The sequence below is a fragment of the Micromonospora sp. LZ37 genome, assembly GCF_059359015.1.
This window is the reverse complement of record NZ_JCADBL010000013.1, coordinates 29,567-51,414: the sequence shown is the minus strand read 5'-3', so window position 1 is coordinate 51,414 and position 21,848 is coordinate 29,567. Positions and strand designations below refer to the sequence as shown.

At 73.6% G+C, this 21,848-nt stretch carries 22 protein-coding genes, 2 tRNA genes and 1 other RNA gene; 12 read left to right on the top strand and 13 right to left on the bottom strand.

Annotation, left to right across the window (positions count from 1 at the left end):
• Window positions 1–37: 37 nt before the first annotated feature.
• Complete coding sequence (locus AC5L3Z_RS24085; RefSeq protein WP_494845210.1) at window positions 38–2,551, bottom strand: DNA polymerase III subunit gamma and tau; 2,514 nt, start codon at window positions 2,549–2,551, stop codon at window positions 38–40.
• A gap of 108 nt (window positions 2,552–2,659) precedes the next feature.
• Window positions 2,660–2,749: signal recognition particle sRNA small type (gene ffs / locus AC5L3Z_RS24080), an RNA gene on the bottom strand.
• A gap of 82 nt (window positions 2,750–2,831) precedes the next feature.
• Here ffs and AC5L3Z_RS24075 point away from each other — a divergent pair.
• Together AC5L3Z_RS24075 and AC5L3Z_RS24070 are read left to right on the top strand one after the other, a co-directional pair.
• Window positions 2,832–2,916, top strand: a tRNA-Ser gene (locus tag AC5L3Z_RS24075).
• A gap of 178 nt (window positions 2,917–3,094) precedes the next feature.
• On the top strand, window positions 3,095–3,265 hold the full coding sequence (locus AC5L3Z_RS24070) for a hypothetical protein (RefSeq protein WP_494845208.1): 171 nt from the start codon (window positions 3,095–3,097) through the stop codon (window positions 3,263–3,265).
• A 164-nt stretch (window positions 3,266–3,429) separates the two neighbouring features.
• On the opposite strand, the gene AC5L3Z_RS24065 is transcribed toward AC5L3Z_RS24070, so the two are convergent.
• Complete coding sequence (locus tag AC5L3Z_RS24065) at window positions 3,430–3,729, bottom strand: flavin reductase (protein WP_494845207.1); 300 nt, start codon at window positions 3,727–3,729, stop codon at window positions 3,430–3,432.
• Between the two features lie 271 nt (window positions 3,730–4,000).
• On the opposite strand from AC5L3Z_RS24065, the gene AC5L3Z_RS24060 reads away from it, so the two are divergent.
• From AC5L3Z_RS24060 to AC5L3Z_RS24045, 4 genes are all read left to right on the top strand, one after another.
• Entirely contained in the window at window positions 4,001–4,768 is a 768-nt protein-coding gene (locus AC5L3Z_RS24060) for a helix-turn-helix domain-containing protein (RefSeq protein ID WP_494845206.1), read from the top strand.
• Window positions 4,759–4,950: a DUF397 domain-containing protein gene (locus AC5L3Z_RS24055; RefSeq protein WP_494845205.1), complete on the top strand. Its 192-nt coding sequence runs from the start codon at window positions 4,759–4,761 to the stop codon at window positions 4,948–4,950. The genes AC5L3Z_RS24060 and AC5L3Z_RS24055 overlap by 10 nt, the downstream gene beginning before the upstream one ends.
• Window positions 4,951–5,091: 141 nt before the next feature.
• A complete protein-coding gene (locus AC5L3Z_RS24050; RefSeq protein ID WP_494845204.1) occupies window positions 5,092–5,706 on the top strand; it encodes a hypothetical protein in 615 nt (204 codons plus the stop codon).
• Entirely contained in the window at window positions 5,703–6,233 is a 531-nt protein-coding gene (locus AC5L3Z_RS24045; RefSeq protein WP_494845202.1) for a hypothetical protein, read from the top strand. Before AC5L3Z_RS24050 ends, AC5L3Z_RS24045 begins: the two co-directional genes overlap by 4 nt.
• Window positions 6,234–6,313: 80 nt before the next feature.
• On the opposite strand, the gene AC5L3Z_RS24040 is transcribed toward AC5L3Z_RS24045, so the two are convergent.
• Entirely contained in the window at window positions 6,314–7,966 is a 1,653-nt protein-coding gene (locus tag AC5L3Z_RS24040) for a hypothetical protein (RefSeq protein ID WP_494845201.1), read from the bottom strand.
• 210 nt (window positions 7,967–8,176) lie between these two features.
• Between AC5L3Z_RS24040 and AC5L3Z_RS24035 the strand changes: the two genes are divergently transcribed.
• Window positions 8,177–9,475 (top strand): WD40 repeat domain-containing protein, encoded by a 1,299-nt coding sequence (locus AC5L3Z_RS24035; protein ID WP_494845199.1) that lies wholly within the window; start codon window positions 8,177–8,179, stop codon window positions 9,473–9,475.
• Between the two features lie 100 nt (window positions 9,476–9,575).
• On the opposite strand, the gene AC5L3Z_RS24030 is transcribed toward AC5L3Z_RS24035, so the two are convergent.
• Window positions 9,576–9,662 (bottom strand) — tRNA-Ser (locus tag AC5L3Z_RS24030).
• Window positions 9,663–9,737: 75 nt separating this feature from the next.
• Here AC5L3Z_RS24030 and deoD point away from each other — a divergent pair.
• A complete protein-coding gene (gene deoD, locus AC5L3Z_RS24025) occupies window positions 9,738–10,445 on the top strand; it encodes a purine-nucleoside phosphorylase (RefSeq protein WP_334616318.1) in 708 nt (235 codons plus the stop codon).
• A 58-nt stretch (window positions 10,446–10,503) separates the two neighbouring features.
• On the opposite strand, the gene AC5L3Z_RS24020 is transcribed toward deoD, so the two are convergent.
• Genes AC5L3Z_RS24020 through AC5L3Z_RS24005 form a run of 4 tightly spaced genes read right to left on the bottom strand, consistent with a single transcriptional unit; the run spans window position 10,504 to window position 14,021 of the window.
• A complete protein-coding gene (locus tag AC5L3Z_RS24020) occupies window positions 10,504–11,709 on the bottom strand; it encodes an ABC transporter permease (RefSeq protein ID WP_494845410.1) in 1,206 nt (401 codons plus the stop codon).
• A 7-nt stretch (window positions 11,710–11,716) separates the two neighbouring features.
• Window positions 11,717–12,394 (bottom strand): ABC transporter ATP-binding protein, encoded by a 678-nt coding sequence (locus AC5L3Z_RS24015; protein ID WP_334616349.1) that lies wholly within the window; start codon window positions 12,392–12,394, stop codon window positions 11,717–11,719.
• Window positions 12,395–12,402: 8 nt separating this feature from the next.
• Window positions 12,403–13,494: an efflux RND transporter periplasmic adaptor subunit gene (locus AC5L3Z_RS24010; RefSeq protein WP_494845198.1), complete on the bottom strand. Its 1,092-nt coding sequence runs from the start codon at window positions 13,492–13,494 to the stop codon at window positions 12,403–12,405.
• Window positions 13,491–14,021 (bottom strand): hypothetical protein, encoded by a 531-nt coding sequence (locus AC5L3Z_RS24005; protein WP_494845197.1) that lies wholly within the window; start codon window positions 14,019–14,021, stop codon window positions 13,491–13,493. Before AC5L3Z_RS24005 ends, AC5L3Z_RS24010 begins: the two co-directional genes overlap by 4 nt.
• Before the next feature lie 129 nt (window positions 14,022–14,150).
• Here AC5L3Z_RS24005 and AC5L3Z_RS24000 point away from each other — a divergent pair, with 129 nt between their 5' ends.
• Window positions 14,151–14,807 (top strand): response regulator transcription factor, encoded by a 657-nt coding sequence (locus AC5L3Z_RS24000; RefSeq protein ID WP_494845195.1) that lies wholly within the window; start codon window positions 14,151–14,153, stop codon window positions 14,805–14,807.
• Window positions 14,804–15,958: a sensor histidine kinase gene (locus AC5L3Z_RS23995; RefSeq protein ID WP_494845194.1), complete on the top strand. Its 1,155-nt coding sequence runs from the start codon at window positions 14,804–14,806 to the stop codon at window positions 15,956–15,958. The genes AC5L3Z_RS24000 and AC5L3Z_RS23995 overlap by 4 nt, the downstream gene beginning before the upstream one ends.
• A gap of 13 nt (window positions 15,959–15,971) precedes the next feature.
• Here the strand turns inward: AC5L3Z_RS23995 and AC5L3Z_RS23990 are convergent, their stop codons facing one another.
• The 4 genes from AC5L3Z_RS23990 to AC5L3Z_RS23975 all read right to left on the bottom strand — a co-directional run bounded on the left by AC5L3Z_RS23990 (window position 15,972) and on the right by AC5L3Z_RS23975 (window position 17,900).
• The gene (locus AC5L3Z_RS23990) at window positions 15,972–16,415 is read right to left on the bottom strand and encodes a nucleoside deaminase (protein WP_494845408.1); all 444 of its coding nucleotides are present in this window, start codon (window positions 16,413–16,415) and stop codon (window positions 15,972–15,974) included.
• 205 nt (window positions 16,416–16,620) lie between these two features.
• Window positions 16,621–17,148, bottom strand: coding sequence for a tRNA adenosine deaminase-associated protein (locus AC5L3Z_RS23985; protein WP_494845193.1), 528 nt, complete (start codon window positions 17,146–17,148; stop codon window positions 16,621–16,623).
• 118 nt (window positions 17,149–17,266) lie between these two features.
• A complete protein-coding gene (locus tag AC5L3Z_RS23980; RefSeq protein WP_165942613.1) occupies window positions 17,267–17,434 on the bottom strand; it encodes a hypothetical protein in 168 nt (55 codons plus the stop codon).
• Window positions 17,435–17,507: 73 nt separating this feature from the next.
• Complete coding sequence (locus AC5L3Z_RS23975; RefSeq protein WP_494845191.1) at window positions 17,508–17,900, bottom strand: hypothetical protein; 393 nt, start codon at window positions 17,898–17,900, stop codon at window positions 17,508–17,510.
• Window positions 17,901–17,977: 77 nt separating this feature from the next.
• Between AC5L3Z_RS23975 and AC5L3Z_RS23970 the strand changes: the two genes are divergently transcribed.
• Window positions 17,978–18,733, top strand: coding sequence for a M23 family metallopeptidase (locus AC5L3Z_RS23970; RefSeq protein ID WP_494845190.1), 756 nt, complete (start codon window positions 17,978–17,980; stop codon window positions 18,731–18,733).
• Window positions 18,734–18,903: 170 nt separating this feature from the next.
• The gene (locus AC5L3Z_RS23965) at window positions 18,904–21,801 is read left to right on the top strand and encodes a glycosyl hydrolase (protein WP_494845189.1); all 2,898 of its coding nucleotides are present in this window, start codon (window positions 18,904–18,906) and stop codon (window positions 21,799–21,801) included.
• The last annotated feature ends 47 nt before the right edge of the window (window positions 21,802–21,848 follow it).

Below are 21,848 nucleotides of genomic sequence, written 5' to 3'. Positions count from 1 at the left end.
CGGGGGCGACCCGTACCCCGCCCGGGGAACACCCGCCTCAGCGGGCGTCCACCTCGTCGATCTTCTCGGCGCCGAGCGCCTCCCGGAGCAGCTGCACCGCCTGCTCCTCGCTGGACTGCCGGGCGGTCCGCTCGTCGATCACCTCGTCCAGCGGCTCGTCGCCCGGGTCGAACCCCTCGTACGTCGGGGTGGCCGCCGGCTGGACGCCGCCGCCACCCAACGGGCCGTCGAAGTCCGGGTCGTACGGCGGCTCGCCGGCCCAGTCGGCGTCCGCGGTCTTCCGCGTGGCCTGGGCGGTACGCGGCCCCTTCGCCGCCCCGGAGCCCGCCGCGGCGGCGGCCGCGCGGGCCGCCGCGATGGCGCTGCTCACCGGGGCGCCCTTGCCGGCGGTCGGCGCGGACTGCACCGGCGGGACAGCCTGCTTCGGCGCGGCCGGCGCCGCGCCGGCCGCCGGCCGGGCCGGGGACACGGCCGAGCCGGCCGAAGGGGTCGGCGGGGTGGGCGGGGTGCCGCCCGGCCTGGCCGCCTCGGGCCAGTCCCCGTCACCGGCGCCGCTGTCGGCGGCGGGGGTCGGCGGGGAGCCGGCGGTCGTCGGGGAGCCGCCGGGGCGGGCCGGTTCAGGCCAGTCCTCGTCCCCGCCCGCGTCGGGGGCGGCAGCACCGGAGCCGGGCGGCGGCGTCGGGCGGCCCGGCGCGGCGGCCGGAGCCGGACGCGGCGGGGTCGGAGGGTTCGCGTCGCCGGGCGGGGCGGTCGGCGCCGGGCGCGGCGGGGCCGCGACGCGGGAGGCGCCGAGCGACACCCCACCCCGTTCACCGGCCACCTCGCAGCGGATCTGCCAGCGCCCGCCCAGCTCCTCGTAGAGCGCGTCGGTGAGCACCGCGGCGTGGTCGGACATCATCTTGGCCAGCACCGACGACTTCACCGTCAGCACCAGGGTGTCGCCGTCGAGGTCGCGGACCACCGCGTCGCGCATCAACGCCGCGATCCGCTTGTTGCTCCGGTTGACCTTGCCGACGACCTCCGGCCAGACCCGACGCACCGCGACCGCGTCCAGCGCTCCGGGCGCCTCCGCACCCGGGCGGGGCGGCTCGGGGGTGGCCGGGTCGCGCATCATCGCCGACGGCGGCACCCGTCGCGGCGCCCCCGGCTCCCCAGCGGTCGGGGCGGACCCGCCCGGAGCGGACGCCCCGGCGGGGCCACCGGCGGCAGCCGGGGCGGGACGCCCGTTGGCCGGGGCCGCCCCGACGGGGGGAGCGGCAGCCGCCGGCGTGCCGGCGGTCTCCGGGTGGGGCGCGGCGGCAGCCGCGGGCGGGGCGGGCGGCTCGGGGCGTACCTGAGGAGCGGGGGTGACCGGCGCGGGCCCGGCGGCGGCCGACGGCAGCTCGACGCCGCCCAGGGTGAGCCGCCGTTCCATCCGCTCCAGGCGCTGGAGCAGGCCACCGGTGGTGTCGTCGACGCCGGGCAGCATCATGCGGGCGCAGATCAGCTCCAGCAGCAGCCGGGGCGCGGTGGTGCCGCGCATGTCCACCAGGCCGTTGTGCACGATGTCGGCGCAGCGGGAGAGGGTGCCCGGGCCGAGCCGCTGGGCCTGGGCGGCCATCCGCTCGATCTGGTCGGACGGGCCGTCGATCAGGCCCTTGGTCGCGGCGTCCGGCACCTGCTGGAGCACGATCAGGTCGCGCAGCCGTTCCAGGAGGTCCGAGGCGAACCGGCGCGGGTCGTGCCCGGCCTCGGCCACCCGGTCGACAGTGGCGTACGCGGCGCCGCCGTCCCCGGCGGCCAGGGCGTCGCACATCTCGTCGATCAGCGCCGAGTCGGTGACGCCGAGCAGCGCGGCGGCCCGGGCGTAGGTGACCCCCTCCGGGCCGGCGCCGGCGATGAGCTGGTCGAGCACGGAGAGGCTGTCCCGGGCGCTGCCGCCGCCGGCGCGCACCACCAGCGGGAAGACCGCCGGCTCCACCGTGACGCCCTCGGCCTCGCAGAGCTGCTCCAGATAGGGCCGCAGCGTCTTCGGCGGGATCAGCCGGAACGGGTAGTGGTGGGTCCGCGACTTGATCGTGCCGAGGACCTTCTCCGGCTCGGTGGTGGCGAAGATGAACTTGACGTACTCCGGCGGCTCCTCGACCAGCTTGAGCAGGGCGTTGAAGCCGGCCGACGAGACCATGTGCGCCTCGTCGATGACGTAGATCTTGAAGCGGCTGCGGGCCGGCGCGAAGACGGCCTTCTCGCGCAGCTCACGGGCGTCGTCGACGCCACCGTGGCTGGCCGCGTCGATCTCCAGCACGTCGATGGACCCACCGTCGGTGGCCAGTGAGCGGCAGGACTCGCACTGCCCGCACGGCTCCGGGGTGGGACCCTGCTCACAGTTGAGCGAGCGGGCCAGGATGCGGGCGCTGGAGGTCTTGCCGCAGCCGCGCGGGCCGGAGAAGAGGTAGGCGTGGTTGAGCCGCCCGCTGCGCAGCGCCTGCGACAGTGGTTCGGTGACGTGCTCCTGACCGATGACCTCGGCGAAGGTGCGCGGCCGGTACTTGCGGTAAAGGGCCAGTGCCACCCGTACCGCCTCCTCTCGACCGAGCCATTCTGCGCCGGTCAGGCGCGGGTGACCACCCACCACCCCGTTACCTGACCCGCAGGTACGGTACCGGCGCCCGGAGACAAAAAAGGCCTCCCGTGCACCCGGCAGAGCCCGCTTATCCTTGCTGCCTTCCGGCCCTGGGGAGGTTCACGAGATACCGCCGCACGGGAGGTGAGCCCAACCCTACCCGACCCGGCGTGGATCTTCAGGGGGTGGTGGGGTGGCCGGGCCGTCGGGGACCTGTATTCTGGCTCGCGGAGGATTCGCCTAGAGGCCTAGGGCGCACGCTTGGAAAGCGTGTTGGGTTAACACCCTCACGAGTTCGAATCTCGTATCCTCCGCTCGCTCGAGCAGCACGAACGACAGGGCCGGCCCCACGGGGACCGGCCCTGAGTCGTCTCTACCGGGCCGCCGGCGCCACGGAGACCACCGGAACAGTCATGACGTGTCGCCCGACCACCCGTGGACGGGACCCGACTGGTTGATCTTCTGTTTGGGCAGCCTGGCTAGGGTGACGCCATGATCGACTTCTCTAACGGCTCCGTGTTCAAACTGAATCCGTGCAACCCGGCCGATCTCGACGCCGAACTGGACCTGTGGTTCAGCGGGCTCGGAAAGGTCCGGCTGGAGTTCAAGGGGGGCTCGGACATTCGGCAGCTCGGGCACATGGTTGCCTCCTACGTGCTGTAGGCGGTGCTCAGGCTGGCGTCGTCGTCCCAGCCCGACACGAAGGGCGGCCCCGCCGTGGGGCCGCCCTTCGTCGTACGCCAGGAAGGCCGGCGGTTACGCCGCGTGACGCCGCTGGGAGGCATGACCCCCACGACAGTGATACCTCTGAGTCATCAATATGCCTCTCAGGTATCACGCTCACACAGAAGTGGCTCACCATCCCGGGTGCCTTCCTCTCGCCCCCGCGGGCGGGCCCAGGAGACGAAGCGGTCCGTCAGGCCCGCCGGGGACGTGCCGTGGCCGGAACCGGCCAACTGGTCGGCGGCCTCGGCTTGAAGCGTCGCCAGGTAGACCATGAGTGCGACCCGGTCGTGGCGGTACTCGGCGAGCAGCCGCAGCTTCGCCGGCGAGCAGGGCCAGGCGATGCCGCAGGACCGGCAGCGCCAGGTGGGTCGGCTGGCGACGTGCTCCCGGCGGCGACTCACCGCGACGGCACCTCGACGGCGACGGCGGGGATGCGGATCGTGGCGCCGACGCCGACGCGGGACCTGGCTGGCATGGGCGGGGCCTCCTTCGCGGTGGAGGGGGCCGCCCCGCCCTCCCCGTCAGGGCGGCCCCTGACTGACGCCGGCCGCCGGGCTCCCTCGCCTCCACCGGCCACGCCGTCCTGCGGCACCACCCTCCCGCGCGTCACCGGACACGTACACCGCGTAGCGATATGGTCGGCGGATATTCGAGACGTCCGATGGAGGGGCCGTGAACGACGCGCTGCGGATGGCGCTCAGCGACACCGGGCACACCACCGAATCTCTCGCCGCACGCGTCGGCGTCGACCCGAAGACCGTCGGGCGCTGGCTGACCGAGGGCCGCATCCCACACCCCCGCCACCGCCTTACCGCCGCGGAAGCCCTCGGTCGGGACGTGGCGGACATATGGCCGGACATTTCGCGACGTCGGGACCCGACCTGGTTCCGCCCATGGCAGGAGATCGAGCGCGAGGCGGTGTCGCTGCGGTCGTTTGAATCGGTCGTCCTGCCAGGACTCCTTCAAACCGAGGCGTATGCCCGCGCGGTGCTCGCCGGTGGCGGACTGCTCGCCCGTAGCGACATCGAGCGGCACCTGGCGGCCCGGCTCGCCCGCCAGAGCATCCTCACGCGGGACGACCCACCGCAATTCACGGCCGTCGTCGATGAGGCGGTCCTCCGCCGGCCGGTCGGGGGCCGCGCGACCATGCACGAGCAGCTCCGGGCCCTGGTCAAGGCGTGCGTCGAGCCGCACATCCGGGTGCACGTCGTGCCGTCCACCGTCGGCGCCTACGCCGGACTGAACGGGCCATTCGTGATCGCCAACAGCCACGACCTCCGGGTCGCCGGCTACCTCGACAACCAACTCCAGGGACAAGTGGTTAGCGACCCGGAGGACATCGCGGCCATGATGGCAGCGTGGGAGAACGTGCGCGGCGAGGCGCTCTCCCACTGGCAGTCTGTCGACCTCATCACGGAAGTGGCGGAGACATGGAGCTGAACGGCGCGCGGTGGCGCAAGAGCAGTCGCAGCAGCGGCAACGGCGGCAACTGCGTCGAGGTCGCCGACAACCTCCCCGGCATCGTCGGCGTACGCGACTCGAAGGATCCGGCCGGGCCGGCGCTGGTCTTCGCGCCGGCGGCGTGGCGGGCGTTCGTCGCCCGGGTCGCCGGGCGGGCCTGACCTCGTACCTCAGCTCATGCGCCCGCGGCGGCCTGACGCGGCCCCGCCGCGCCGGCCGGTACCGTGCGGGAGATCGGCGGCGGGCGCGGGATCCGTCGTACACATGTTCCATCCACAGCCTGTGGATGGCGGGGGGACCGGATGAGTTACCAGCTCAGCGCCGTGGTCGCGGACGTCGAACTGCTCCGCGAGCAGACCGCCGGGCTGGACCACGCGGTCCTCGCGGCGCTGCGGCAGGACTTCGCCCTGCTGCCGGTCACCCCGCAGCTGGTGGAGGAGCTGACCGGCGCGCTGCCCGACTACGCCACCGGGGAACCGGACGCCGGCCAGCCGTTCGAGCTGGTCCTCTCGCCGGCGCTGGTGGAGCTGCTGGCCCGCTGGTCGCGGCACGGGCCGGTGGCGTACCTGGAGGCGGAGTTCGCCGGAGGCGCCGGGCGGCAGTCGGCCGTGGTGTGGCTGGACGGGCACCTCAGTTGGGGGCCCCGCTTCGCCGACGCCTTCGACGTGCCCCGCCCGGAATGGCCGATCAACGCGGCGCTGGCCCGGCTGGGCGCCGAACCCGGACGGTGGATCGACCCCTTCGCGGAGCTGGGGCTGCACCTGGAGCGGCACACCGACGGCTGGCTCGCGCACGGCCGGCGCGGACTCACCGCCGACTACTGGGACGAGCTGGCCGAGGAGTGGGAATACCGGCAATCCGGCGTCGACCAGCAACCTGAACGCCCCGGTCCCGTTGGGGACTGGGGGATTCCATGAAATTGCGACAATTCGGCTTCATCGCCACACTGCTCACGGCTGCCTCGATCGCCGGCAGCGGCGTCAGTCCACAAGGGCCGCTTGTGCCGGCCCGCCCCGTCGGCGACGCCCAGGTGGTCGACCTGGACGGCTTGGGCGGCATCGAGTTCGGCGACACCGAACAGGACCTCACCCGGCGCGGCGCGCTCCGGGCCGAGGTCGACGCCTGCGGCCCGACGCTGGCCGGGCACGAGGAGGTCAGCCCGATCTTCGTCGAGGACCGGCTGGTGCTGCTCTGGCTGGACGACCCGATGAGCACCCCGGAGGGGATCACGGTCGGCACGCCGATCGGCGAGGTGCTCGCCAGCTACCCATCGGCGACCCGGCTGCATGCTCCACAGCGGACGTACCGGTTCGACGGGCTGCTGGCCCGCGACGGCGACCGCGCGTACCTCTTCCTGCACGACGGGGTCACCGTCCAGAAAATCATCGCCGGGTACGCCGAATGGGCCCGCCGCCTCTTCGACGAGGGCCACGGCCCCTGCTGAGCCGGAACGGAGCCGGGACCGGAAGCGGAACGCCCGGCCGGTCCTCACGGACCGACCGGGCGTTGTCACACGAAGACAGCTCAGTACAGCGGGACGCTGCTCTCCGGCGCGGCGATACGACTGCCGTACCCGAGCAGCGAGGTGCGGTTGCTGCGCAGGTTCAGACCGCTCGTCGAGGTGCTCTGCGGTACGAGCCCGCCGGTGGCGCCGTAGAACGAGCTCAAGGTCCCGGAGGGGTACCCGGCGGTGTCGCCGGAGACCTCTTCCCGGGGCGACGCCACGAGGGCGTCCAGCCCGCCGGTGCCGTTGAGGTTGAGCAACGCGACGCGGGCCCCGAAGTTGTCTCCGCGCTCCGCCGAGCCCGGGACGACCGCGTGGTTCTGATCGAACGCCTGGGCTCCGCTCCCGCTCAGCCCGCCGGCTGCACCCTTGAGCAGGGTGACGACGCCGGCCTCACCCGTCGAGCCGATCGCCTCGCCGGGCGCACCGACCAGTACGTCCGCCTTACCGTCGCCGGTGACGTCGCCGGCCGCGACCGCCGCACCGAACCGGTCCCCGCCCTCGGGGTCCCCCGGTACGCCGGCCGTCCGCTGCGTGATGACCCGCACGGCGCTGCCGGAGAGACCACCGGTGCGGCCCGTGAAGACCGTGATGAGACCGCCGTCGAGCTGTGGCGTCTGGGCGCTCGGCGCCCCGGCGATCACCTCGCCCAGCCCGTCACCGTTGACGTCGCCGATGGTGAGCGCCAGACCCAGGTACCACGCGATGGTGTACCGGTCGCCCGTCGCGCCGTGCACCCCCGCGCCGGTGACCGCGGTGACGCCGGTGCTCGACACACCAGCGGCCGAACCCCGCAGCAGGGTGACGATGCCGGTGCCGTACGACGACGAGCCGTCGTTCTCCATGGGAGCGCCGATGGCCAGGTCGGCGTACCGGTCGCCGTTGACCTTTCCGATCGCGAGCGTCCGGCCGAACTGGTCGTTGCGCTCCGCCGCGCCGGGCACCGCGGCCTGGTCCTGGTGGAAGTACTGCGCGCCGGTGGCCGTCAGGCCACCCGTTCCACCGAAGAGGACGGTGACGGCGCCGGCCTGCGCCTTGGTCCCGATCGCCTCGCTGTACGCCCCGACCGCCAGGTCGTCGCGGCCGTCGCCGTTGAGGTCGCCGGCCGCGAGGGACGCTCCGAACCAGTCGAGGTTCTCCGGGTCGCCGGGCACGCCCGGCGAGCTCTGGTTGAAGTGCTTCGCCGAGTCCACCACCAGGCCGCTGCTGCTGCCCGGGATGATCCAGACCCCGCCGGCGCGGGCCTTGTTACGCGGATCGGCCTCGTCGGCGTCACCGACGGCCAAGTCGTCATAGGCGTCGCCGTTGAAGTTCCCGGCCGCGATCGCCGATCCGAACGAGCCGCCGTTGTCGGACAGCATGGCACCGAAGAAGTAGTCGACCTGCGCCGCCGAGGAGTAGCGCACGGCGACCAGACCGGTCGGATAGTGGGGCAGGTTGTGGTTGAGGGGGTCGGCGGCGGCAGCGATGTCGTCCACGCCGTCACCGTCGAAGTCGGAACGGGTGACACCGGTCCCCTTCATAGAGGCACCCGTCTTCGCCACCCGGTGGTGTTGCAGGACGATGCCGTCCCGGGTGATGGTCCGGAACTCGTCCGCCGCCTCGGCAGGGGCACCGACCGCCAGTCCGGCGGCCACCGCCAGCACCGAGACCCCGGCAATTCTTCGTCGCAAAAAAATCCTCCGCTCCCTGTGGGCTCCCACATCCTAGGGAGAAATGGATCATTGGCAATCGCCGACGGGCGGGCACATGCGGCGACGACCGGTCACCATCACCGGCCGAAAGGACCGGGGTTCGCGTAACGTCCGTGCACTTCGGAACGCCTTCTGGTCGGCGGGCCGGGTCCGATTCCGACCCGCGTCGCACATCACGAACGGGGAACGATGAGCCGAACAGCACACCGGGGCCGACGCGCACGGATCTGGCTGGTGGGGGTGGGCGCGCTCGCCCTTCTGACCGCCGGTGCGGGCACGGCCGTGGCGGGCAGTACCGTGGCGGGCAGTGACCGGCCCGCCGACCGCAACACCGCGGAAGCGCAACTGGTCGCCGAAGGCACCACCGCCAAGGTCGACCGGGCGCCCAAGTCGCCACAGCCGGGACGGAAGCCACGTCCCACCCCTTCGCCGACGTCCAGCCCGACCGCCAGCCCGACGCCGACCCCGACCACCACCTCGCCGCCGAGCACCGATTTGAACGTGCAGATCCCGATCCCGGGGTACGTCACCGGCTTCCGGTTCGGCGACATCCTGGTGGACGAGGCACGTGGCCGGGTCTACCTCACCGGGGGCAAGGGCACCGACGGTCTGATCGTCACCGACCTGGACGGCAAGGTTCTGCGCACCCTTCCGGGCATCGCGCCGGGGGCCGCCGGGATGACGCTGAGCCCGGACGGCCGCAAGCTCTACATCGCCGCCGGCGACCAGGACTGGCTCAGGATCGTCGACCTGGAGACCTGGGAACTGGACGGGCAGTTCACCGGGAAGACCGACGGGACCATGACGTGCCCGAAGGACATGGCCTTCGCGGCCGGCCAGCTCTGGGTCGCCTGGGGGTGCGAGAACGAGCCGACGGCCGGCATCGGCCGGGTCGACCTCGCAACCCGCAGGTTCGACGCGTACGCCGTCGACGCCATCGACGAGCGGATCAGCTCGGCGATGCTGCTGGCCACCTCGCCCGCTCAGCCCGACATGGTGATCGCCGGCGCGACGGGTAGCAGCCCCGCCCTGCTGGTCCGCTTCGAGGCCACCGCGACGGGGCTGGTCCAGCGGGCCATCAGCCGTACCGACGGTGGCTCGGTCACGCAGCTGGCGGTCACCCCGGACGGCACCGGGGTGATCGTCCCCTCGGGTGCGCCGTACCACCACCCGGTCCTGCGCACGTCCGACCTCGTCGAGGTGCACCGGTATCCGACCGTGCCGTACCCGAACGCCGTGGCGATCCGGCCCGACGGCCTCGTCGTCGCCGGCACCGACTCGTCGTACGACAAGGACGTCCGGGTCTTCGAGCCGGGCGGCACCACGCCGATCGCCACGTACGAGTTCGGGCACCTGCCGAACCAGGAGACGTGGGCGCACAACCTGGTCAAGGGTGGGCTGGCCGTGTCCGGCACCAAGATCTACGCGGTCACCGACCAGCTGGCCGAGCCGGAGATGGTGACCTTGCGAATCCGTACCCTGCCCTGACCCCTGATCGCCCGGCCCGTCACCCGACGGGCCGGGCCCGGAAAGCGGAACGCCCGGTGCGATCCTCGCGGATCGACCGGGCGTCCTCGCTGTTCACGAGCGGTGGCGGCGGGATTTGAACCCGCGGAGGGCGTAAACCCTCACACGCTTTCGAGGCGTGCTCCTTAGGCCACTCGGACACGCCACCGCCGACGAGGGTACAGGACCGCGGGTTCGGATGCCGAACCGGCGTCCCCGCACCCGGCCTGGCAGGATCTTTGCCATGAGTACGCACATCGGCGCGAAGCCGGGAGAGATCGCCGAGCGGGTCCTGATGCCGGGCGACCCGCTGCGGGCCAAGTGGATCGCGGAGACCTACCTCGAGGACGCCACGTGCTACTCGACGGTCCGCGGCATGCTGGGCTTCACCGGCCGCTGGAACGGGGTGGAGGTCTCCGTCCAGGGCTCCGGCATGGGCATGCCGTCCGCCTCGATCTACGCCCACGAACTGGTCAACGAGTACGGCGTGAAGACCCTCATCCGGGTCGGCTCCTGCGGCGCCCTCAGCGAGGATCTCAAGCTGCGCGACGTGGTGGCCGCGATCGGGTCGTCCACCGACTCGAACATGAACCGGATGCGGTTCGACGGGCTGATCGACTACGCGCCGGTCGCCGACTTCGGGCTGCTCCGTACCTCGGTCGAGGTGGCCGAGCGGCGCGGCATCAGCATGCGGGTGGGGCCGATCCTGGCCGCGGACGCCTTCTACACCGACCGGCCGGACCTCTACGACACCCTCGCCGACTACGGCGTGCTGGCCGTGGAGATGGAGTCGGCGGCGCTCTACACGATCGCCGCCCGGTTCAAGGCCCGCGCGCTGACCATCCTCACGGTCAGCGACCACATCAAGACCGGCGAGAAGACCACCTCACAGGAGCGCGAGCAGACCTTCGGCCAGATGGTCGAGATCGCCCTGGACACGGTCATCGCCTGATCCGGCTCGTCGAGAGGGGCCCCCGGTACGCCGCGAGGCGTCGACCGGGGGCCCCTCCTCACGCAGTGAGGGCCTCGGTCGGGGAGAGGCGGGCGGCGCGGACGGCCGGGTAGAGGCCGGCGACCCCGCCGATCAGCAGGGTGGCGGCCACGCCACCGACGGTCGCCCAGGCGGGGACGACGGTGGGCCAGTCCTGCGAGACGGCGTAGCCGGCGGTGACCAGGATGCCCAGCAGCACTCCGCCGATCCCACCCAACGCCGACAGCAGCAGCGACTCGGCGAGGAACTGGACGCGGACCTGACCCCGGGTGGCGCCGAGCGAGCGGCGCAGGCCGATCTCGGCCCGGCGTTCCAGCACCGAGATCACCATGGTGTTGGCCACGCCGACCCCACCCACCAGCAGTGCCACCGCGCCGAGGCCGAGCAGCAGCCCGGTGAACGCCGCGTCGGTCGCCTCGGCGGCGGCCAGCGCGTCGGACGGCCGGGACACCTCCACCTCGTTGGGGGCCTCCGGGTTGGCGGTCGCGCCGAGCACCGCCCGGACCGCCTCCACCTGGTCGTCGGCCGCCCGGGTGTAGACGGTGGTCGGGTGCCCGTCGAAGCCGAGGTAGGTCGCCGCCGCCGGCCAGCCGACCAGCGCGGACGTGTCCAGCTCCGGGGCCAGCGGCACGGGGGCCAGGATGCCGACGACGGTGAACCAGCGGCCGCCGATCGAGACCTGGACGTCCGCACCGGCGGCGCCGAGCCCGAGCCGCCGGGCGGCGGTCGACCCGAGCACCACCGCCGGGTAGCGGGCGGTCGCCTCGTTGAGCCAGGTGCCGCTGGCCAGCGTCGCGCCGACGGTGTGCGGCAGTTCCAGCCGGGCCGCCCGGGTGGCGATCCCGCCGGTCTCGGCGGCCGGGATGCGGTCGGAGCGGTAGACCGGCGCGTCGGGGACCTGCCCGGTCGCCGACACCTCGGTCACCGGCCCGATCCGATCGATCATCGCCACCGACTCGGTCGGCAGCTCGGCCTCGTCGCCGAAGAGGGTGTTCCCCGGGGAGACGGTGAGCAGGTTGGTGCCCAGCGCGTCGAGGGTGCGGTCCAGCTCGGCCCGGGACGACGACGAGATGCCGACCACCGCGATCATCGCGGCGATGCCGATGGCGATGCCGAGCGCGGAGAGGAACGCCCGCAGCGGTCGGGTGCGCAGGCCCACCCCGCCGACGCGCAGCACGTCGCCGGGGCGGAGGCGGGCGGGGCGGAGCCGGGCGGGGGCGAGCACGACCACCTCAGCTCACCCCGCTCAGCAGGGTGTCGGCCTGGATCCGGCCGTCGCGCATCCGTACCTGCCGGGGCAGCCGGTCGGCGATCTCCCGGTCGTGGGTGATCACCACCACCGTGGTGCCGGCCCGGTGCAGCTCGTGCAGCAGGTCCAGCACACCGGCGCCGGCAGCCGAGTCGAGGTTGCCGGTCGGTTCGTCGGCCAGCAGCACCGCCGGCTCGCCGACCACCGCCCGGGCCACCGCCACCCGCTGCCGTTCGCCGCCGGAGAGTTCGTGCGGCCGGTGGCCGAGCCGGTGTGCCAGCCCCACCCGGACCAGCGCGGCCTCCGCGCGCCGCCGCCGCTCCGACCGGGGTACGCCGACGTAGAGCAGCCCGTCCGCGACGTTGTCCACGATCGGTACGCCGGGCGCCAGGTGGAACTGTTGGAAGACGAAGCCGATCCGGGTGGCCCGCAGGGCGGAGAGTTCCCGGTCGGCGAGCCGGGCCACCGCGTACCCGTCGATGGTGACGGTGCCGGAGGTGGGCCGGTCGAGGGTGCCGATCAGGTTCAGCATGGTCGACTTGCCGGAGCCGGAGGGGCCGACGATGGCGACCAGCTCGCCCCGTCCGACGGTGAGCGAGACGTCGTCCACGGCGACCACCCCGCCGGGGTACCGCTTGCCGACCCGGTCCAGCACGATCACGTCCGCGGTCACCTCGGCACCCCCACGGTGGTGCCCTCGGCGAGGCCGTCGCCGGTGATCTCGACCCGGCCGCCGGCGAAGAGCCCGGTCCGTACGGCGACGATCCGCGTGGCGCCGCCGTCGACGACCTGGACGCCGTAGCCCCCCTCGGCCAGCGCGAGCAGCGCCGCCACCGGGACGGTCAGCACGCCCTCGCGTTCGGCGGCGGTGAAGGTGACCCGGGCCGAGGCGTGGTCGAAGCCGGCGAGGGCCTTCGGGTCGCCGACCGTCACGGTCACCTCGACCTTCGTCTCGGCCTCCGCGGACTGTCCGGTGCCCCCGCTGGAGCCGGTCGTGATGACGGTCTCCACCTTGCTGATCTTCCCGGCCACCCGCCCGCCGTCGGGGAGGGCCACCTGCACGGTGGCGCCCCGCCGGGCCAGCCGCTGGTCGTCGACGTCCAGCTCCACGGTGACCGACCGGCTGGTCCCGGTGTACGTCAGCACCGCCTGGCCGGGCTGCACCGCGTCGCCCACCTCGGCCTGGTGGGCGGCGACCCGGACCGGGCCGTCGGCGTACCGGATCCGGCCCGGCTCGACCCGGCCGGTCTCCGGCAGGCCCAGGTCCTCCTGCCAGTCCCGGGTCGCGTCGGCGGTGTCGCCGGTGTACTCGTCGTCGACGGTGAAGCCCGCGTAGCCGAGCGCCTTGAGGTTGCGCTCGAACTGCTTCACGTCGGCGCCCTCGACCCCGGGGGCGAGCTGCCGGTACGCGGGCAGCCGCCCGTACAGGAGCACCACCGGCCCGGCGTCGACGGTGTAGAGCGCCCGGCCCCGCGTGACGGTGGCCCCGGTGGCGGGCAGCGCGGTGATCGTCCCGGCCAGCCGGCTGGTGGCGGTGCGGGTCGCCCCGTAGCCGAGTTCCCCGTCGGCGGTCTCGGCGTCGGCCAGGGTCTGCCGGGTGACCGTGGCGGTGGCCGGCGGGGCGGTGGCCGCGACCGCGGCCTCCCCGCCCGAACCGCCACCGACACCGACGGCGGCGACCACGCCCAGCGCGCCGACCAGCAGCACGGCCGCGCCCACCGCCAGGGCTCGCAACCGCGGGCGGCGGGCGGAGCGGCTCACTGGCCACCGCCGAGCTGCGGGGCGTACCGCCGGCACGTCTCCAGCGCGGTCTTCATGGTGGGATCGTTCGGGTTGATCCCGCCGCTGCCCGGCCGGATCTGGATCCGGCCGCCGGCGTCCGGGTCGGGGAAGTCCGGCACCCCGTTCTCCCGCATGCACTTCGCCAGGTTCCGCAGCTGCTCGGTCTGCTCGGCGTTCAGCTGGGGGGCCTGGCCGCCGTTGGGCAGCAGGTTCCGGCACTTCTCCATGGCCTGCTCGACCTGCTGCGGGTCGGTGCCCTCGGCGAACCGGAACGCCGGCCCGCCGCCGGCCTGCGGGTCGGGCATGTCGACCCCGTTCTCCCGCATGCACCGGGCGAACTCGAGCTGGCGGTCCGGGTCGCTCAGGGCGGCACCGGTCACCGCGGCGCTGGGCTGCGCGCCACCACCGCCGGCGGTCGCCACCGCCGCGCCGTCGGCCGGGTCGCCGCAGCCGGCCAGCGCCAGGGCGAGCAGCACCGGCAGCGCGAGCATTCGTCGTCGCATCATGGTCCGTCTCCTGTCCGGGTCCGGCGCGGTCCGCCGGACGTTGCGACCCAGTTGACCCGGGTGTCGGTATCCGGGGCGTAACCGCGGCCGTTAACGGGGGCGTTATCCGGGGCCGGGCACCATGGACCGGTGCGAGTGCTGGTGGTGGAGGACGAGCCGATCCTGGCGGACGCCGTCGCGGAGTGGCTGCGGCGCGAGGCGTTCGCCGTCGACGTCGCGTACGACGGCGACGCGGCGCTGGAACGCCTCGGGGTGAACGAGTACGCCGTGGTGGTGCTCGACCGGGACCTGCCGGTGGTGCACGGTGACGACGTGTGCCGGGCGATCGTGGCGGCCGGCGGGGAGACCCGGGTGCTGATGCTCACCGCCGCGGCGGCCGTCCGGGAACGGGTGGCCGGGTTGGCGCTCGGCGCCGACGACTACCTGCCGAAACCGTTCGCCCTGGTCGAGCTCTCCGCCCGGGTGCACGCGCTGACCCGGCGCGCCCGTCCGGCCGTCCCGCCGGCGCTGGTCCGGGCCGGCATCGTCGCCGATCCGGCCCGCCGGGAGGTGCACCGGGACGGCCGGTACGTGCCGCTGTCCCGCAAGGAGTTCGCGGTCCTGGTCGAGCTGCTGCGGGCCGAGGGGGCGGTGGTCTCGGCGGAGGATCTGCTGGAGCGGGCCTGGGACGAGCACATCGACCCGTTCACCAACGTGGTCCGGGTGACGATGATGAAGCTGCGCCGCAAGCTCGGCGACCCGTCGGTGATCGAGACGGTGCCCGGAGCGGGGTACCGGATCCGATGACCCGACTGACCATCCGGGCCCGGCTGACGCTGATCTACGGGGGGCTCTTCCTGCTGGCCGGCGTGGTGCTGCTCGCCGTGACGTACGTCCTGGTCGACCAGCGGATGCCGCAGCCGTTCGGGATGGAGCTGGACGACGTCCCCCAGGTCCGGCCGATGCCCGGCGTCCCGGCCGGCGACCAGGACAACCTGCGCCGGCTGGTCCTCGAGGTGCAGAGCGAGGCGAAGCGCAACGCCCTGGAGTCGCTGCTCACCCAGGGCGGGATCGCGCTGGTGCTGGTCTCCGCGGCGGCGGTCGCGTTCGGTTGGCTGCTCGCCGGCCGGGCGCTGCAACCGCTGCACCAGATCACCGGCACCGCCCGCCGGATCGCCGGCGCGGACACCGCCGGGCGCGGCCTGCACGAGCGGATCGCCCTCGCCGGACCCCGGGACGAGGTACGCGAGCTGGCCGACACCTTCGACGAGATGCTGGAACGGCTGGACCGTTCGTTCGACGGCCAGCGGCGGTTCGTGGCGAACGCCTCGCACGAGCTGCGTACCCCGCTGGCGCTGAACCGGGCGCTGGTGGAGCTGGCGGTGACCCGGCCGGACGCCTCGCCGGACACCCGCCGGCTCGGGGAGTCGCTGCTGGCGGTGAACGAGCGGCACGAGCGGCTGATCGAGGGGCTGCTCACCCTCGCCGACTCGGAGTCCGAGCTGACCGACCGGTCCCCGGTGGACCTGGCCGAGGTGGCCGGCTACGTGATCGACCAGGTGGCCCCGCCGGACGGCATCCCGGTGCACCGGGAGCTGGCCCCCGCCTGGACCGTCGGCGACCCGGTGCTGCTGGAACGGCTCACCGTCAACCTGGTGGAGAACGCGCTGCGGCACAACCTGCCCGCCGACGGCCGGGTGGAGGTACGCACCGGCCTGGTCGACGGCCGGCCCACGTTGACGGTCGGCAACACCGGCCCGGTGGTCCCCGGCTACGACCTGGAGACCATCTTCCAGCCGTTCCGCCGGCTGGCCCGGGAGCGGACGGCCGGCACCCGCGGCTTCGGCCTGGGCCTGTCGATCGTCCGCGCGGTGGCCCGCGCCCACCACGGCACCGTCGAGGCGCAGCCCCGCGACGGCGGCGGCCTGACGGTCACGGTGACCCTGCCGGCGCCCTGACGACGCCGGGCGGTCAGCGGAAGAAGGCCCGCAGCACCGCCGCGTTCTCCGCCTCCAGCACCCCGCCGTACACCTCGGGTCGGTGGGTGGCGCGGAGGTCACGCAGCACGTCCCAGAGCGACCCCACCGCCCCGGTCTTCGGCTCCCAGGCGCCGAAGACCACCGTGGAGATCCGGGCCAGCCCGATCGCCCCCGCGCACATCGTGCAGGGCTCCAGGGTGACCACCAGGGTGCAGTCGTCGAGCCGCCAGCGGCCCAGCCGTGCGGCGGCCCGGCGCAGCGCCAGCACCTCCGCGTGAGCGGTCGGGTCTCCGGTCAGCTCCCGCTCGTTGCGGCCGACGGCCAGCTCGGCGCCGTCCGGGCCGTAGACGACGGCACCCACCGGCACGTCGTCGACGGTCACCGCGTCGCCGTCCGGCTCCGGGCCGGTGACCGCGATCTCCAGCGCCCGGCGCATCCACAGCTCGTGCCGCTGCCGGCGGCCCAGCTCGCCCGGATCGGCCAGCCCCTCGTGGGCGCCGGGCCCGACCCGGCCCGCCGCGCCGGGGGTGGGATACCCGGGGCGTACGGTCCCCAGCGCGGGGTCGGTCGCGTCGGCCGGTTCGGCGGCCCCGGTCGACGGCGAGCCGCCGCCGGACAGGTGCGGCCCGGAGGACGGCGGGTCAGACCTCACGGAGCTCCTCGACCTCGTCGCCGCAGCCCAGCACCGCGCAGATCTCGGCGGTGACGTCGGCGGGGAGCATCCCCTCGTGACCGCAGAGCGCGAGCAGCTTCTGGGCCGGGATGCCCAGGTCGGCCAGGAGGTCGGCGTCACCGACCGGGTCGGCCTCCGGGTCCACCGCCGGCTGGTCGGTCTCCTCGTCGCCGCCGGCCGCCGGTCGGGGCTCGTCGGCCTCCTCCAGCCCGGTGACCGAGGTCTTGAGGTCGCCGATGAGCAGCGCCCCCAGCCGGGACTCCTCGGCGTACGCGGAGTCGGAGCCGAAGACCCGCAGGTCCTCCCCCTCGTCCAGGCGCAGGATCACCAGGTAGGCGTCGTCGGCCTCGACGAAGAGCAGTGACAGGTCGGCGTCCGGCTCGACGTCGCGCAGCCGGTCGGCCACGTCGTCGATGTCGGTGGCGCCCCGCAGGTTCACCTCGGCGGCGCTCCAGCCGCCCTCGTCGCGCACCACGGCGGCAGCGAAGTACGACACGGTCCCCCCAAAGGCTTCGGCCCAGCACGCCGACTCGTTACGCGTGCACGTTAACCGGTCGGGTCGGCAGGCGACCGGTCAACGCCCCGAAGGGCCGGTCAATCCTGGAAAAGTCTGTTCAGCCCGCGACGCGGCGGCGGGTGGCGATCAGCTGCCGCAGCCGCTCGGTGCGCTCCCGCTGCGGCCGCTCGCGCTGTCGTACCGCGCGGGCCCCCGCCAACTCGGCGAGAATCTGCAGGCGGCGACGGCTGCGCTCCGGGTCGAGCCGCGGGGTGGTCCAGGCCATACCGCAAAGCGTCCCCAGTCACAGCGGGTACGTCAAGATGGCGTTCGAAGCGAAGCCGGGCGGTGACACAGTGTCACCACATCGGCCAGTCCGCGCTGGTCGCCCAGCGCACCACCACGACCGCGAACGCGATGCTCGCACCACCCGCTGTGACGATCGCCACCCCGGTGGCGACCCCGCGGTCGCCGTGCCGGACGAGCACCAGCGCGGCCAGCCAGGCCACCGCGACGGCGACGACGGTCCACCAGGCGTAGCTGGGCACGTCCCGGCCGAGCAGGCCGAAGAGCAGCAGCCAGGCCGCGGCGAGCGCGCCACCGGCGGCGACTCCGCCGCCGGTGACCGGGTGTGGTTCGCGCCAGGTCGGCCGGGGCGGCGGGCCGGCCGGGAAGAGCCCCGACGGGATGCGCGGCAGGTGGCCGGGGTGGTTGGTCACCGGTTCGGCCGGGAAGGCGGGTTGACCGTTCATCGCCGTCGCTGCTCCCGTTCTCGGACCGTCGCTGCCGGGGGGCCACCCCCACCGTATCGGTCTGTCAGGATGGCCGGATGTCGTCGCGATCGATCGGGTGCCGCGCGCGTCCGGCGTACCCGGTGCTGGTGCTCCTCGCGGCGGCGCTGCTCGCCGGCTGCGGGACGGCCGGTCGGCCGGTCGCCGCGCCGAGCGCGGTCTGGGACGGCCCGAGCGGGGCGGCCACCGCCGGGCAGCCGGCCGCCACGGGGGCCACGCCGACGCCGCCCGCCCGGTCGCCGTCGCCGTCGGCCACGCCGAGCCGGGCCGAGCCACGCCGGGTCTTCCCGGTTCCCGCCCGGAAGGTCGCCTACCACCCGACGCACTCGGCGTACCCGGGTACGGACATCTTCGCCGACTGCGGTGAGCCGTTCGTGGCGGTGACCGACGGGACGGTGCTGGAGGTGAGCCGGGTGGACCGGTTCGACCGGCGGGGTCCGAGGGGGCCGCACAACGGCGGGTTGTCGGTGTCGCTGCTCGGCGACGACGGCGTGCGGTACTACGGCTCGCACCTGCGGATGGTCCGCGCCGGGGTGGACGCCGGGGTCCGGGTGCGGGCCGGGCAGCAGCTCGGCGAGGTGGGCCGGACGGGCAACGCGAACAACGTCTGCCACCTCCACTTCGGGCTGTCGCCGAAGTGCACCGGGCACGACGACTGGTGGATCCGGCGCGGCGTGGTCTGGCCGGCGAAGTACCTGGACTCGTGGCGGGACCGCGGCAACCGCTCGCCGGCGGCCGAGGTGGCCGCGTGGGAGCGCAGACACGGCTGCCCAGCGGCCCCGCGCGCCAACTGAGCAGGGCGACCGCCGGGCGCGGCCAGGGGCTTGTCATCCGCCCGACACATTGACGAAGTGTTATCAACCGGTTAACGTCCGAGGGAGAGAGAGCGCTCTCTCACCTAACAAGACTCCCTAATTCCGGCGAACCGCGCGGTCGGCCCGTACGCCGGCCCGCTGGAGGAACGATGACACCTCCCGTCCCGCCCCGCCGCACCCGCTGGGTGCTCGCCACCACCACCGCCCTCACCGTCCTCGTCGGCGGCCTGACCTTCGCCGCCACCACCGGCACCGCCGCGGCCGCCCCGGTCGGCGCCGGCAGCTACACCACCGACCCGGTGGGCCCGCTCCCCTCCGGCTGCGGTCCGATGTCCACCAACCCCCGGCAGTTCGCCACCGCCAACGCGCCGGCCGGCCCGGTCCCCACCAACGACTGGTGGTCGTCGCTGCTGTGGAAGCGGACCAACTGCGCGTACAGCGAGCCGCTGCACGCGCACCCGGTCTCCTACCAGCCCTTCGGCGACGGCCTTGGCTTCTCCGCCACCTCCACCCCGACGATCAGCGGCACCGCGACCGGCGTCGGCGAGTACAAGTACGCCTACTCCGAGGACATCCGGGTCGGGGTGAGCGGGCTCGGCGCGCCCGTCGTCAAGGTCGACGACTGGACCGACTGGACGGTCAGCCCGTACTGGAGCGACGGCACCCGCACCCTGCGCGCCACCATCGGTCACGGCCTGCCGTTCGCGTACTTCCGGACCAGCGGCGGCGACGCCCTGATCAACCCGACCGGCGGCACCCCCACCGTCTGGTCCAACAGCGGCGCCACCATCGGCTTCACCGTCAAGGGCCACGACTACGTCGCCTACGCCCCCACCGGCGCCACCTGGACCGTCCAGAACGGACGCATCACCTCCACGCTGGCCGGGCGAGGCTACTTCTCGGTCGCCCTGCTCCCCACCACGCCGGCCACCGGCGCCACCGCCCGCGCCGAGCTGGCGTCCACCTTCGGCCGGTACGCCCACGCCCACGTCACCGGCACCCGGGTCTCCTACTCGTACGACCCGGCCAGCAGCACCGTGCGCACCACGTACGGCTTCACCACCACGCCCCGGGAGGGCACCACCACCCAGACGGTGGTGAGTCTCTACCCGCACCAGTGGAAGTCGCTGACCGGCTCCACCCCGCTCAGCCCGACCTACCCGTCGGCGCGCGGCCGGATGAAGGTGCTCGCCGGGGTCGGCGAGTTCCGCACCTCGATGCGTTACCACGGGGTGCTGCCGGAGCTGCCGGCCGTCGCCACCGGCGCCGGGGCCGACCTGGCCCAGCTCCGGGAGCAGCTGGCGGCGGTGCGGAGCAACCCGATGGACCAGCGCGGCACCGACACCTACTGGACCGGCAAGGGGCTCGGTCGGGCCGCCCGGATCGCCGAGATCGCCGACCAGGTCGGCGACACGGAGACCCGGACCGCCGCGCTGAACGCCATCCGCACCACCCTGAACGACTGGTTCACCGCGACGCCCGGCAAGACCGCCAAGGTCTTCTACTACGACCGGAACTGGGGCACCCTGATCGGCTACCCGGCGTCGTACGGGTCCGACCAGGAACTCAACGACCACCACTTCCACTACGGCTACTTCATCGCGGCGGCCGCCACGCTGGCCAAGTTCGACCCGACCTGGGCCACCAACGACCGGTACGGCGGCATGGTCGACCTGCTCATCCGGGACGCCAACAACTACAGCCGCGCCGACACCCGCTTCCCGTACCTGCGCGACTTCGACATCTACGCCGGCCACGACTGGGCCTCCGGGCACGGCTCCTTCGCCTCCGGCAACAACCAGGAGTCGTCGTCGGAGGGGATGAACTTCGCCAACGCCCTCATCCAGTGGGGACAGGCGACCGGCAACACCGCCGTACGCGACGCCGGTGTCTTCATGTACACCACCCAGGCGGCGGCGATCCAGGAGTACTGGTTCGACGTCGACGACGAGAACTTCCCGGCGGGGTTCGGGCACTCCACGGTCGGGATGGTCTGGGGCGACGGTGGCGCGTACGCCACCTGGTTCACCGCCGAGCCGGAGATGATCCAGGGCATCAACATGCTCCCGGTCACCGGCGGCCACCTCTACCTCGGCTACCGCCCGGCCTACAACCGGACGAACTACGCCGAAGTCGTTCGCAACAACGGCGGGGAACCCACCGTGTGGCAGGACATCCTCTGGCAGTTCCTGGCGCTCGGGGACCCGGACGCGGCGCTGGCGAAGCTGCGCGCCAACCCCGGCTACACCCCCGAGGAGGGCGAGAGCCGGGCGCACACCTTCCACTGGGTCCGCAACCTCGCCGCGCTGGGTCAGGTCGACACCGGGGTCACCGCCAACCATCCGCTGGCCGCGGTCTTCCAACGCAACGGCGCCCGCACCTACGTGGCGAGCAACATCACCGCCGCCCCGCTGACCGTGAGCTTCTCCGACGGCACCCGGCTCACGGTGGCGGCCGGCAGGACGGCGACCACCGGGGCGTACACGTGGAGCGGCGGCAGCGCGGGCGGCGGCACCAATCCCACCCCGACCCCGACCGACCCGACCCCGACGCCGCCGCCGACCACGCCGCCGCCGAGCGGCTCGCCGACGCGGTACCTGCTGCCCGGTGGCGGCCTGGGGGCGGCCGGCAGCGCGGCGACCGCCACGGTGGCCGGCGCCGGCGGCGCCAACCACGACGGCACGCCGACCAACCCCCTGGTGTTCACCACGACCGGCCTGAACCTCGCCCACGCCGGCGGGCAGACCACGTTCGACCTGTTCCTCGACGCCGGCGCGGCGGTCGGCAACGGGGTTCAGGCCCGGGTGTCCTACGACCTGACCGGTGACGGGAGCTTCGACCGGGTGGAGACGTACCGGTACTTCGCCACCGACCCGGTCACCGGCTACGAGCACTACACCCAGAACGCCGGGCTCCTCTCCGCCGTCGGCAGCCTGGGCAACCTCTCCAACGGCACGGTGAAGGTGGAGGTCTGGTCCGCCATCGGCGCCAACCCGACCACCCTCGGCATCGGTGACCGGTCCTTCGTCAAGCTGCCGTACGCCTGATCCCACCCCCACCACCAGCCCGCGCCGCCGGTCGCCCCGCGACCGGC

Coding starts and splice junctions, on each gene's coding strand:
- AC5L3Z_RS23980 (WP_165942613.1), bottom strand. CDS start 17,434: ATGGCCTGGACCACCCCGCGGCTCGACCCGGAGCGCAGCCGTCGCCGC.
- AC5L3Z_RS23990 (WP_494845408.1), bottom strand. CDS start 16,415: ATGCGCCGGGCGCTGGAGATCGCGGTCACCGGCCCGGAGCCGGACGGC.
- AC5L3Z_RS24045 (WP_494845202.1), top strand. CDS start 5,703: ATGAAATTGCGACAATTCGGCTTCATCGCCACACTGCTCACGGCTGCC.
- AC5L3Z_RS23995 (WP_494845194.1), top strand. CDS start 14,804: ATGACCCGACTGACCATCCGGGCCCGGCTGACGCTGATCTACGGGGGG.
- AC5L3Z_RS23965 (WP_494845189.1), top strand. CDS start 18,904: ATGACACCTCCCGTCCCGCCCCGCCGCACCCGCTGGGTGCTCGCCACC.
- AC5L3Z_RS24005 (WP_494845197.1), bottom strand. CDS start 14,021: ATGATGCGACGACGAATGCTCGCGCTGCCGGTGCTGCTCGCCCTGGCG.
- AC5L3Z_RS23975 (WP_494845191.1), bottom strand. CDS start 17,900: ATGAACGGTCAACCCGCCTTCCCGGCCGAACCGGTGACCAACCACCCC.
- AC5L3Z_RS23970 (WP_494845190.1), top strand. CDS start 17,978: ATGTCGTCGCGATCGATCGGGTGCCGCGCGCGTCCGGCGTACCCGGTG.
- AC5L3Z_RS24035 (WP_494845199.1), top strand. CDS start 8,177: ATGAGCCGAACAGCACACCGGGGCCGACGCGCACGGATCTGGCTGGTG.
- AC5L3Z_RS24055 (WP_494845205.1), top strand. CDS start 4,759: ATGGAGCTGAACGGCGCGCGGTGGCGCAAGAGCAGTCGCAGCAGCGGC.
- AC5L3Z_RS24070 (WP_494845208.1), top strand. CDS start 3,095: ATGATCGACTTCTCTAACGGCTCCGTGTTCAAACTGAATCCGTGCAAC.
- deoD (WP_334616318.1), top strand. CDS start 9,738: ATGAGTACGCACATCGGCGCGAAGCCGGGAGAGATCGCCGAGCGGGTC.
- AC5L3Z_RS24050 (WP_494845204.1), top strand. CDS start 5,092: ATGAGTTACCAGCTCAGCGCCGTGGTCGCGGACGTCGAACTGCTCCGC.